This window comes from Streptococcus sp. 1449 (genome assembly GCF_013276805.1).
Taxonomy (GTDB): Bacteria; Bacillota; Bacilli; order Lactobacillales; family Streptococcaceae; genus Streptococcus; species Streptococcus pseudopneumoniae.
The window spans coordinates 15,597-27,380 of sequence record NZ_VMLS01000009.1; the positions used below are offsets into that span (position 1 = coordinate 15,597).

Sequence of the window (11,784 nt, forward strand, 5' to 3'; positions counted from 1 at the left end):
CTTTCTCTAGAGGGTTAAGACCACTCATTTTCTGCTTTAAATTCATTGTTCATGATATTATAAATGGCATCTTTGATATTGGTTCCTTGGTAAATAACTTGGTAAATGGCATGCGTAATCGGCATATAGACTCCAAGTTCTTGCGCTAGCTCATAGGCTGCTCGAGTCGTTGAAATTCCTTCAATCACCATGCCCATATTGGCTTCGATATCAGCTAGGGATTCTCCACGACCAAGAGCATCTCCGGCTCTCCAGTTACGAGAGTGGATGGAGGTTCCTGTTACGATCAAATCTCCCACACCAGATAAGCCGCTATAGGTCAGTGGATTAGCCCCGAGTGCTACCCCTAGGCGGGTGATTTCTGCCAAGCCTCGAGCGATGATGGCTGCCTTAGCGTTGTCACCAAATCCCAAACCATGTAAAGCTCCGGCACCGACAGCGATAATATTTTTGAGAGCACCAGCGGTTTCGACCCCGATAACATCCGTATTGGTATAAAGTCGGAAGTAGTGATTACTAAATAGCTCCTGAACGTATTGAGCTGTTTGTAAATCTTTAGAAGCAGCAGTTATTAAAGTTAGGTCACGCACAATGGTCTCTTCTGCATGACTAGGTCCTGAAACAACGACGATATCACTACGGAGATGTTCAGGAATTTCTTCTTCAAGGATGGTTGATAATCGTTTATGGCTATCAGGTTCTAATCCCTTTGATGCGTGCATGATGATAACCTTATGGTCCAAGGTTTGTGCAACTTGTTGGGCAACAAGTCGTGTCACTTTTGTTGGGACAACAAACAAAATCGCATCCACATCTCTCAGTGCCTCTGCTAAGTCGGTGTAGGCAATGATATTTTCATCTAGAACGACATCTTTAAAGTAGTGTTTGTTAGTATGATTGGTATTAATTTCATTGATTTGCTCGGGAAGATTTCCCCAAATACGTACCTCGTGTCCATTGTCATTTAAGACTTGTGAAAGGGCAGTTCCCCAAGAACCAGGTCCCAAGACGGCGATGGTTTGTTTTTCCATGATTTCCTCCTTAATAGAGTCCTTTCTCTTATTCTATCATATTCTGAGGGATTTTGCACTTGCATTACTGGGGTATGGTGGCTTTGTTACTTGAAAAATACACAAAAACCGAGACGAAGGGATAAACTCTTAGTCTTTAGTTAAAGTGAGAAGAAATCTGATAGATAGTTTGATTCAGTATATGCTTATAATAGAGGTAAACAACTCAGGAGGTTCTTGTAGGTTGCGAGAGTTTGGCGAAAAAATTAAAAGATTACGTTTGGCTAAAAAAATCAGTAGTTCAGAATTTTGTGGCGATGAGTCTGAATGAAGTATCCGTCAATTAATTAGAATTGAAAATGGAGAATCCAGACCAACACTAACAAAGTTAAAATATATCGCTGAACGTTTGGGGGGTGAAGATTACAAGTTGATGCCAAGTTATATAGAGTTGGATAAGGAATACCTAGAATTGAAGTATTTCTTGATGAGGACTCCTACATACGAAGATGAAACTATCGCCCAAAAGAAAGAGAGTGTTTTTGATAAGATTTTTGAAGAGTATTATGATAGGCTACCTGAGGAAGAAAGATTTATCATCCCAAATTATTCATATCTGGCACTAACGAACTACACAGTTCAAAAATCACCAGAAAAGCTAGTTAAACTACTGTCCTTCTGGTGATTTTGCTTGATTTCTAATATTTGAGACATGATTGAGGAGATTTGTCTTGATTTTTTCCTAAAAAAGGGCAGACTCCTCCCTTGGTTTGATGCTCGATTTCTAAAATAAGGTGACTTATTGTTAGGCATGTTTTCCCCTGCCCTCTAGCTCTATATGGAATAGGGAGTATCAGATTTATCTGGCAGATTGTATCAAATAAGGCTTGAAATTGTTTTGAATAGGCGTATAGACTTGAGAATTTGAGAATATGTCGTCTAGCAGTAGAGACATATTTTCCGGCAATATGAAGGAAGAGAGGTCGAAAACGCTTGATAGTCAAGGCCTTTACTTCATCATCAGCTAGCTGCTTTAAAAAGAGGTAGAGATTATAAGCCAGATAGCCCATCATCATACGTACTTCATTCTTAACCATGGTCGAACTATCTGTCTTATCCCCAAAGAATCCTGCTTTCCTTTCTTTGATAAAGTTTTCAGCATTCCCTCGTTCACGATAGAATTGAAACAGCTCCTCACTATCTACACTGCTTAAATTGGTCAAATGAACTTTTTTACAACCATAAAAAAGAGCACTTAATCGTACTCTTCTCTTTTAAGGATTAGTTGAATTAATTCAAATCCACTAGTTCTCCTGTTTCTAGGTAGACTAGGCGTTCACAAATGTTAGCAATGTAATCAGCGAAGCGTTCCAGATGCCCTATGATATAAAGGTATTGAGTTCCATTGGGAATTGAGGTTTCTTGGTCTTTCATAAGTCCAATGATTTCCTTTGATAAGGCATAATAATATTGGTCAATCTGTTCATCTTTTTGAGCAATACTAATAGCTTTTGAGGCTTGGTGCAAAGGAAAGGCAACCAATAAATCGGATAGCATGCTGAGGGATAATTTACCCATTTGGTGTAACTGTTCTTCGTCAGGGGCTAGTTGATTTTCTTTTAGTTGCAAAACAGCTTTAGCAATGCCTGCCATATGGTCTCCCATACGTTCAAGGTCTGAACAAGAAGACATGATGCTAATCACAAATCGAAGGTCAGACACTTGTGGCTGTTGCAAGGCCAACAAACGGGCACAGGTCAATTCGATAGCGCTTTGACCTTGGTTGATAGCATGATCCTTATTGATAATTAGCTCTGCCATCTCCTTGTCTTTGGAGGCTAAGGCCAGTAAGGTTTTTGAAGCTGTTTCAAGGACAAGTTGCCCTAGTCCTAAAAAGGATTGTTCTAATTCATGCAATTCTAAGTCAAATTGATTTCTCATAGGTTTTTCCTTCCTTATCCGAACCGTCCTGAAATATAGTCTTCTGTGCGCTGATCTTTTGGATTGGTAAACATGTCAACGGTATCTCCAAATTCGCAAATTTCTCCTGTTAAGAAAAAAGCAGTTTTATCTGAAATACGTGAAGCTTGTTGCATGTTATGGGTAACAATGATAATCGTATAATCCTTTTTTAGTTGCTGAATGAGGTCTTCAATTTTTAAAGTGGAGACAGGGTCTAAGGCTGAAGTCGGCTCATCCATTAACAGAATATCAGGTTCTACTGCTAAAGCTCGCGCAATGCAAAGGCGTTGCTGCTGACCGCCTGATAAGGACATGGCACTCTTTTTAAGATTATCTTTGACTTCGTCCCAAATGGCTGCCCCTTTTAAAGATTTTTCCACTAAGGCATCTAATTGTTTTTTGTCTCGAATACCATGTGTCCTTGGGCCATAAGCCACGTTATCATAGATAGACATGGCAAAGGGATTAGGCTGTTGAAAAACCATCCCTACACGCTTACGTAGCTGATTAAGGTTGAATTTGCTACTATAAATATCTTGCTCATCTAAGAGGACTTGGCCTTCAATATGGCAAGAAGGAACCAAATCGTTCATCCGATTAAGGGTTTTTAGAAAAGTTGATTTACCACAACCAGATGGGCCTATCAAGGCAGTAATCTGTCTTTCTGGTAATTGAATCGAAATATTTTTTAAGGCTTGAAAGTCCCCGTAAAATAAGTCTAGGTGTCTGACTGAAAATGTTCCCATACTAGGAAGCTCCTTTCACAAGTTTTCGAGATAATAAGCTTGATAGAGTATTTATCATTAAAACAGTAATAATCAAAATCACACCGGTAGCATAGGCTTCATTGACATGTAGCCCCTCACTTGACAGCATATACATATGCAGGGCTAGAGAACGACCTGAAGACATGAGACTACTTGGCGTATTGGTAGAGGTACCTAATGTATACATGAGGGCAGCTGTCTCACCAACGATACGGCCAATAGCTAGTATCACTCCAGCTAAAATACCTGGCATGGCAACTGGTAGAACAATTCTAAAAACAGTCCGTAACTTACCTGCCCCAAGTCCATAACTTGCTTGACGCATGCTATCACTAACAGATAAAAGGGCTTCTTCTGTTGAGCGAATAATGACTGGCAACACCATGATGACTGAGGTTAAGATTCCTGATAACAGAGAGTATTGAAAACCTAAGAAGACTACAAAGAAGAGCATGCCAAACAGACCAAAAACAATGGAAGGAATCCCAGACAAGGTATCTGAGGCCAATCGCATGATTTTAACACAAAGGGAATCTTTTTTTGTATATTCCACAAGATAAAAACCAGCAAAAATCCCTATGGGCAAGGCTAAAAGAAGAGCACCAAAGACCAGAATAACGGTGGAAATAATCGCTGGCATAAGGGAAATGTTCTCAGAAGTATAAGTCCAAGAAAAGAGGGATAGACTTAGATGAGGTAAGCCTTTGATGAGGATAAAACCAATGATTAAAAAGAGAGAGCCAAAGGTTAAAGCTGAAAAACAATAAACGAGAAGTTTTAGCAGGTATTTACTCATAAGATGATTTTCCTTTCAAGTAGGCAAAGTAGGCATTAATCAAGAGAATAAGGAAAAAGAGAACTGCTGAGGTTGCAATAAGGGCTTCCCTATGCTGACCTGATGCGTAAGCCATTTCCAGAACAATATTGGTTGTTAAGGTTCTGGTTCCTGAAAAGAGTCCACTTGGAATAATCGGCTGGTTGCCTGCCACCAAAATAACTGCCATGGTTTCGCCTACTGCGCGACCGATTCCTAAAATAACTGCTGATAAAATACCAGATCTCGCAGCTGGCAAGATGACACTAAAAATACTCCGTTCATGACTAGCTCCTAGAGCCAAGCTACCAGAATAATACGTTTTGGGAATTGTTCGGATAGCAGATTCTGACAAACTGATAATGGTTGGCAAAATCATTATTCCTAATAGTAACGAAGCGGTTAGGACACTCATGCCATTTCCTAAAAAGGTTCTAATCCAAGGCACCAATAATTGTAGGCCGAAAAAACCATAAACAATAGATGGAATGGCCGCCATCAAGTTGATAGCTGATTTTAAGAAGCCATAGACGGGCTTTGGACAATAATAAACCATAAACACCGATGTCAAGATGCCTGTTGGCACCCCAATCACAATCGCTCCTAAGGTAATTAATAAGGAACCAACAATCATTGGTAAAATACCATAGCTTGCCGGATTGTTCGTTGGCGACCAATCACTGCCTAATAAAAAACGGGTAAAGCCGTAGTTAGCCATGAAAGGCAAGCCATTACTAAAAATAAAGAAACAGATTAGCAAAATAGCTACAACAGCTACTGCTGCACTCATGAAAAAAATTGCCCTAAAAACTGCTTCCTTGAAGGCTTGTTTTGTCACATTTTGTCCTTTCTAGTGAAGAAAGTAAGGGAGATGCGACACCTCCCTACTTGCCTTCTTTATCTTATTGTACGATGAAACGTCTGCATCTCTTTAGAGATTTATGGAGCAAACATTTTATTTAATTTTGTCCCAGGTGGTTAATTTGCCACTAAAAACGTCTGCAAGTTTAGCCATACTGACTTGGCTTGCCTTATTGTCATTATTGACCACAACAGCAATACCGTCTAAAGCAATAGCATCATGGCTGAGACTCTCACCTTCTTCAGGAGTTAATTCCCTAGAAACCATACCAATATCAGCGGTTTTCTCCTTAGCAGCGGTAATACCTGCTGAAGACCCATTAGAGGTAATATCAATCGTAACTTCGGGATTTTCTTTTTTATAAGCTTCTGCTAATTTTTCCATTAAAGAAGATACTGAAGTGGAACCTACAACAGACAACTTGCCTGATAAGTGTTGGCTTGTATATTCTGTGGTTTCGGTTTTAGCTTCAATAAATTTATTATCTGTGACCACTTGTTGACCTTGTTTGGAGTGGATAAAGCTGATAAAATCTTGACCTAGCTTGGAAAGATTAGAAGACCAAACAATGTTGAAGGGACGTTGAAGAGGGTATTTACCATCTAAAACTGTGTCTCGACTAGCCTTGATACCATCAATCTCTAAAGCCTTGACAGATTTCGATAAAGATCCCAAGGAGATGTAGCCGATAGCATTAGCATTCCCTTGAACTGCTGAGAGAACACCTTCTGTGCTATTTTGAATCACAGCTGTTTTGGCAGTGTTGTCAATTTTTTTATCACCGTCTTTTTTGAGAATCCCTGTGATTTCTGTGAAGGCACCCCGTGTTCCAGAGCCATTTTCTCGTGAAATCACCTCAATCGTTTCTGAAGCTGACTGTTTGGAAGCAGATGACTGATTGCCACAGGCAACAAGCCCAAATCCTGATAAGCCAATGGCTGCAAGAGTAAGCATTTTTTTGAATTTCATAATAATCACCTTTATTTCTATGTATTTTTCTTGTGTAGGATTACTACACTTATAGTCTAACAAGTCTTTGTAAAGGTTTATCCCTGATTCATGTAAAGATTGTGTAAAGAATCAAAAAAGCCACTTTTGAAAAGTGGCTGCTCCTAAAAATAGCTTTAAAAATTATTAGTCCTGTGCGAAAGATTGGTTAGGAAGAAAAATCGTGAAGCAACTGCCTCTGCCAAGCTGACTCGTCACCGTGACTTGGCCACCTAATAATTGACTAAGTTCTTTGACAATAGCAAGGCCAAGACCAGTGCCACCAGTTTGTCTGCTTCGACCTTTATTAACTCGGTAAAAACGTTCAAAAATACGATCCTGCTCTAATTGACTAATACCAATCCCTGTATCTGACACAGAAATCTTAATGCCTTCGTTCACCTTTTGGGTCTTGACCTCAATTTTTCCCCCTTGTTCAGTGTAACGGATGGCATTGGTTAAAAGATTGAGTAAGATTTGGGAAAGTAATTGACTATCTGATACGAGGGTGATATCATCTGGCACCTGCACCTTTAGCTGTAAATCCTTCTTCTTGAGCTGAGGTTGCACGCTTTGAGTCAAATCCTGTACAAATTCTGCCAAAGAAAGGGTCGTCCATTGTATAGGCATTTGTTGAGCCTTAGATAAGGTAAGAAGATGCTCAACAATATGCTCAAGACGCAAGCTTTCTTTGTAAATAATGTCTAGAAAGTCATCCTTGAGCGCTTCTTCTTCAGCTGACATCTCCTTAATGGTTTCAGCAAAGCCCTTAATCGAAGTAACTGGTGTCCTCAATTCATGGGAGGCATTTGAGACAAAGGCTAAATTTAACTTTTCATAAGTTCTAATCGTTGTTAAATCATATAACAAGACGAGCACAGCTTCCACAGATTGGGTGGGGCTAAAAACGGGAACTGCTGTCACTTCTAAAATCAGGTCACCCTCATGAAACCCACTTACTTCTTGTTTTAACCTTGTTTTTTGATCGAAGGCTTGGTGAACTAAATTCCGAATATCCATCCGTTTGAGGTCATCAAGTGAACTTATGTCGCCGTCCACATCGGGAAAATAATGAGGCAGAGAGCGACTGGATAATAACATCTGACCTTGAGCGGAAACTAAAAACGTCCCCATGGTTAGGTGCGACAGAAGAACCTCCATTGTTTCGGCTAGGTCCTTGTATTGCTGATCCTGTTGGGAGACTTTGGTTTTTAGGCCAGACACATACTGAGCCAAAGACTTTAAGTCTTCTTGCCCTTTTTCTAAAAAGTATTCACTACTGGTCAAGAGAGGTTGGTGCAAGGTCTCAAAAGCAACTTCCCATTTCCAAAGGCAAAAGAGCCAGTAGCTACCTAGTCCCAAAGAAAGGGCTAGAAGAAAGAGACCGATGCCTTTACTGATCCAAGTTAATGCCATCCCTGCAATCAGAATGAGGCTAACACTTAGATTGACTAGCCAAAATTGAAGGTAGCGTTTCATCTATAACTCCTTGAACTTATAACCATAACCCCGAATGGTTCGAATAAATTGAGGGGCTTTAGGATTGTCTTCAATTTTTTCCCTCAACTTACCAATATGAACGTCCACCAAACGTGTTTCCTGCCCAAAGTCATACCCCCAGATACGTTCCAAAAGACGCTCTCTAGTCAGTGTCATGTTGGGATGTTTCATAAGATAGAGCAAGAGTTCAAATTCTTTTGGGGTCAAACTCAGTAACTTATTCGCCTTGTAGACTTCATGACGCTCAGGGTATACTTTCAAGGTCCCAAATAGCCAAGAATCGTCAGCGATATTATCTGAATCATCTCCTTCTTGTTCTCCTTTAGTTCGCCTGAGGACAGCCTTGACACGCGCCAGCAATTCTCTAGGGCTAAAAGGCTTGGTCAGGTAGTCATCAGCCCCTAATTCCAAGGCCAAAACCTTATCAAATTCATCACTTTTCGCAGAAACCATCATAATTGGAGTTTTGACGCCTTTGGCTCTCAGCCGCTTACAAACTTCTATGCCATCTAATTGTGGTAACATGATATCAAGCAAGATAAAATCAAAGGGTTCTGTTTCTGCCAAAGCTAAGGCCTTCCGTCCATTTGTTACCAATTGAGTAGAAAAGCCTTCCTTACTTAAATGGTAGTCAAGCAATCTCAGAATGTGTTCTTCATCATCCACTAATAAGACTTGTTTTGTCATCTATTATCTCCTATTGGTAACATTATAACACAATTATCAGAAATCCTAACATTGCTAAATCAGATTAAATTTGCTTATCAAGACTAGGATCTGGTCAAACGCTCAATCATCTCCTTGTGCTCTAGATAGGTCGCCAGTAGATCTACCCTTTCAAATAATTCAAAATCCTCAAATTCAAAACCAGGAGCAACAAGACAAGAAACCAGAGCATAATCCTTATCAACTTCAAGAACTCCTCTCAGTTCTGAGGATACGGTAATGATTGATGCGACGGAAGTAAAAATCAATCGCCTTAAAAAACAATTAGCGAATGATTCTGGTAAAAAGAAATGCCACGCTATGAAGGCTCAAGCGATTGTCACAAGTCCAGGGAGAATTGTTTCTTTGGAGATCGCTGTGAACTATTGTCATGATATGAAGTTGTTCAAAATGAGTCGCAGAAATATCGGACAAGCTGGTAAAATCTTGGCTGACAGTGGTTATCAAGGGCTCATGAAGATATATCCTCAAGCACAAACTCCACGTAAATCCAGCAAACTCAAGCCGCTAATAGCTGAAGATAAAGCCTGTAACCATGCGCTATCTAAGGAGAGAATCAAGGTTGAGAACATCTTTGCCAAAGTAAAAACGTTTAAAATGTTTTCAACAACCTATCGAAATCATCGTAAACGCTTCGGATTACGAATGAATTTGATTGCTGGTATTATCAATCATGAACTAGGATTCTAGTTTTGCAGGAAGTCTATTATTTGGTTAGGTGAATTAGTGAAGCGTTTAGGCAAGTGTCTCTGGTTACGACGTAAAGAAACATAAATCGATCATATTTATGTCCTAAAACTAGTGAAGCGCCTAGCCAAAGTCCGAATAGGATTTGGCGTTAGTTACTTAGATTGCTTTGCAATCAAGTAACTTTGGCGATTTACATCTTCTCTGGCGCTTCTACTCCAAGCAAGCGAAGGGCTTCTTTGAGAACGACTGCGGTTGCGTAGCTGAGGGCTAGACGGCTGTCGCGTTCTGGGCTTTCATCCAAGATACGTGTATGTGCATAGTATTTGTTAAAGGATTGAGCTAGGTTAATTGCAAATTTAGCAATGATAGAAGGTTCAAAGTTATCTGCCGCACGGTTGATAATACGTGGGAAGTCTTGAATGAGTTTAATGATTTCCCAGCTTTCAGCATCATTCAAGCTATAGTTGCCAGCTGTTTCTGGTTTGAAATCCGCTTTGCGTAAGATCGATTGGATACGAGCGTAGGCGTATTGAACATAAGGTCCAGTTTCACCCTCGAAGGATACCATGGCCTCTAAGTCGAAGTCATATCCGTTTGTACGGTCAGTCTTGAGGTCATAGAACTTAATGGCTCCAACCCCAACAGCATGTGCTACCTGATCTTTATTTTCAAGTTCAGGATTTTTAGCTTCAATTTGGGCTTTTGCACGACTAATAGCCTCTGCAACAGTGGGCTCTAGCAAGATGACATTCCCTTTACGGGTAGAGAGTTTTTTCCCTTCTTTTGTAACCAAACCAAAAGGAACATGAGTAATGTCGTCACTCCAATCGTAGCCCATCTCTTGCAAGACAGCTTTGAGCTGTTTAAAGTGGGCAGATTGCTCTTGACCAACGACGTAGATAGATTTAGCAAATTGGTATTCGTTTTTACGGTAAAGGGCTGCAGCCAAGTCACGTGTGATATAGAGAGTTGCACCATCAGATTTTTTGATAAGGGCTGGATGTTCAATTCCATATTTCTCAAGATTGACAACTTGGGCACCTTCTGATTCAACAAGAAGGCCTTTTTCAGAAAGAATGTCTACAACTGCATCCATCTTATCGTTGTAGAAGGCTTCTCCGTTATAGCTGTCAAAATCAACCTGCAATTCATTGTAAAGGCGGTTAAATTCCACCAAACTTTCATCACGGAACCATTGCCAGAGAGCGAGGGCTTCCTCATCTCCATTTTCCAGTTTACGGAACCATTCGCGTGCTTCTTCATCCAAGCTAGGGTCATTTTCAGCTTCAGCGTTGATACGGACATAGAGTTTAAGAAGTTCATCGATTGGATGAGCTTTTACAGCTTCTTCGTCGCCCCATTTTTTGTAGGCAACAATCAACATCCCAAACTGTTTACCCCAGTCTCCCAAGTGGTTGACCTTGACTGTTTGATAACCGATTTTTTGGAAAATATGTGATAAGCTATCTCCGATGACAGTTGAGCGCAGGTGACCAATAGAAAATGGTTTAGCGATATTGGGACTAGACATATCGATAACAACATTTTCTTGTTTGCCAATAGTTTGGTCAGCATAGTGTTCTTTTTCAGTGATAACAGCTTGCAATACTTGAGCAGAAATGGCAGATTTATCAAGGAAAAAGTTGACGTAAGGTCCTGTTGCAACAACCTTTTCAAAGGATTGGCTGTTAATTTTTTCAGCCAGTTCAGCCGCGATCATTTGAGGTGCTTTACGTTCGACTTTTGCAAGAGAAAAAGCAGGGAAAGCAATGTCTCCCATTTCTGAGTTTTTAGGGGTTTCCAGTAAATTTAAAATAGCCTCTTGGTCCAGGCTATCAATGACGCTAGCCAATTCGCTAGCAATCAATTCTTTTGTATTCATTAAGAGCTCCTTTTTGGACTTTTCTACTATTTTATCACAATTTTAAAGAAAGAAGAAAAAATTTTTGAAATCTCCCGTTTTTTTGGTATAATATAGTTATAAAAATAGTTATAAATATTCACATAAGAGGATTTTATGAGAAAAAGAGATCGTCATCAGTTAATAAAAAAAATGATTACTGAGGAAAAATTAAGTACACAAAAAGAAATTCAAGATCGGTTGGAGGCGCACAATGTTTTTGTGACGCAGACAACCCTGTCTCGTGATTTGCGCGAAATCGGCTTGACCAAGGTCAAGAAAAATGATATGGTGTATTATGTACTAGCAAATGAGACAGAAAAGATTGATTTGGTGGAATTTTTGTCTCATCATTTAGAAGGTGTTGCAAGAGCAGAGTTTACCTTGGTGCTTCATACCAAACTGGGAGAAGCTTCTGTTTTGGCAAATATTGTAGATGCAAACAAGGATGAATGGATTTTAGGAACAGTTGCTGGTGCCAATACCTTATTGGTCATTTGTCGAGACCAGCACGTTGCCAAACTCATGGAAGATCGTTTGCTAGATTTGATGAAAGATAAGTAAGG

Annotated in this window: 11 protein-coding genes and 3 pseudogenes; 3 read left to right on the forward strand and 11 right to left on the reverse strand. The window is 39.9% G+C overall.

Annotated features, from left to right (window positions below; translation table 11 throughout):
- Positions 1-14: 14 nt before the first annotated feature.
- The gene (locus HT687_RS02300) at positions 15-1,031 is read right to left on the reverse strand and encodes an NAD(P)H-dependent glycerol-3-phosphate dehydrogenase (protein WP_023935341.1); all 1,017 of its coding nucleotides are present in this window, start codon (positions 1,029-1,031) and stop codon (positions 15-17) included.
- 412 nt (positions 1,032-1,443) lie between these two features.
- Between HT687_RS02300 and HT687_RS12160 the strand changes: the two genes are divergently transcribed.
- Positions 1,444-1,695 (forward strand): hypothetical protein, encoded by a 252-nt coding sequence (locus HT687_RS12160; protein ID WP_007284768.1) that lies wholly within the window; start codon positions 1,444-1,446, stop codon positions 1,693-1,695.
- Between the two features lie 151 nt (positions 1,696-1,846).
- Here the strand turns inward: HT687_RS12160 and HT687_RS02310 are convergent.
- The 9 genes and pseudogenes from HT687_RS02310 to HT687_RS02350 all read right to left on the reverse strand — a co-directional run.
- Positions 1,847-2,239, reverse strand: a pseudogene (locus HT687_RS02310) (transposase); the annotation flags it as partial.
- 61 nt (positions 2,240-2,300) lie between these two features.
- Entirely contained in the window at positions 2,301-2,951 is a 651-nt protein-coding gene (gene phoU, locus HT687_RS02315; protein ID WP_001245789.1) for a phosphate signaling complex protein PhoU, read from the reverse strand.
- Positions 2,952-2,965: 14 nt separating this feature from the next.
- On the reverse strand, positions 2,966-3,718 hold the full coding sequence (pstB, locus tag HT687_RS02320) for a phosphate ABC transporter ATP-binding protein PstB (RefSeq protein WP_023935337.1): 753 nt from the start codon (positions 3,716-3,718) through the stop codon (positions 2,966-2,968).
- 1 nt (position 3,719) lies between these two features.
- Positions 3,720-4,535, reverse strand: coding sequence for a phosphate ABC transporter permease PstA (gene pstA, locus HT687_RS02325; RefSeq protein ID WP_000049768.1), 816 nt, complete (start codon positions 4,533-4,535; stop codon positions 3,720-3,722).
- A complete protein-coding gene (gene pstC / locus HT687_RS02330; protein WP_023935334.1) occupies positions 4,528-5,391 on the reverse strand; it encodes a phosphate ABC transporter permease subunit PstC in 864 nt (287 codons plus the stop codon). The genes pstA and pstC overlap by 8 nt, the downstream gene beginning before the upstream one ends.
- 117 nt (positions 5,392-5,508) lie before the next feature.
- Positions 5,509-6,384 carry a substrate-binding domain-containing protein gene (locus HT687_RS02335; RefSeq protein WP_138699688.1) on the reverse strand — a complete coding sequence of 292 codons (876 nt, stop codon included), beginning with the start codon at positions 6,382-6,384 and terminating at the stop codon, positions 5,509-5,511.
- A gap of 165 nt (positions 6,385-6,549) precedes the next feature.
- The gene (locus HT687_RS02340) at positions 6,550-7,881 is read right to left on the reverse strand and encodes an ATP-binding protein (RefSeq protein ID WP_023935331.1); all 1,332 of its coding nucleotides are present in this window, start codon (positions 7,879-7,881) and stop codon (positions 6,550-6,552) included.
- Positions 7,882-8,589 (reverse strand): response regulator transcription factor, encoded by a 708-nt coding sequence (locus HT687_RS02345; protein ID WP_000166478.1) that lies wholly within the window; start codon positions 8,587-8,589, stop codon positions 7,882-7,884.
- An 83-nt stretch (positions 8,590-8,672) separates the two neighbouring features.
- A pseudogene (locus HT687_RS02350) lies at positions 8,673-8,813 on the reverse strand (cupin domain-containing protein); the annotation flags it as partial.
- Between HT687_RS02350 and HT687_RS02355 the strand changes: the two are divergent.
- Positions 8,806-9,318, forward strand: a pseudogene (locus tag HT687_RS02355) (transposase); the annotation flags it as partial. The pseudogenes HT687_RS02350 and HT687_RS02355 sit on opposite strands and share 8 nt — an antisense overlap.
- Before the next feature lie 190 nt (positions 9,319-9,508).
- Here HT687_RS02355 and argS read toward each other — a convergent pair.
- Positions 9,509-11,200 (reverse strand): arginine--tRNA ligase, encoded by a 1,692-nt coding sequence (argS, locus tag HT687_RS02360; RefSeq protein WP_023935327.1) that lies wholly within the window; start codon positions 11,198-11,200, stop codon positions 9,509-9,511.
- 135 nt (positions 11,201-11,335) lie between these two features.
- On the opposite strand from argS, the gene argR reads away from it, so the two are divergent.
- Positions 11,336-11,782 (forward strand): arginine repressor, encoded by a 447-nt coding sequence (argR, locus tag HT687_RS02365; RefSeq protein ID WP_001231476.1) that lies wholly within the window; start codon positions 11,336-11,338, stop codon positions 11,780-11,782.
- Positions 11,783-11,784 lie beyond the last annotated feature (2 nt).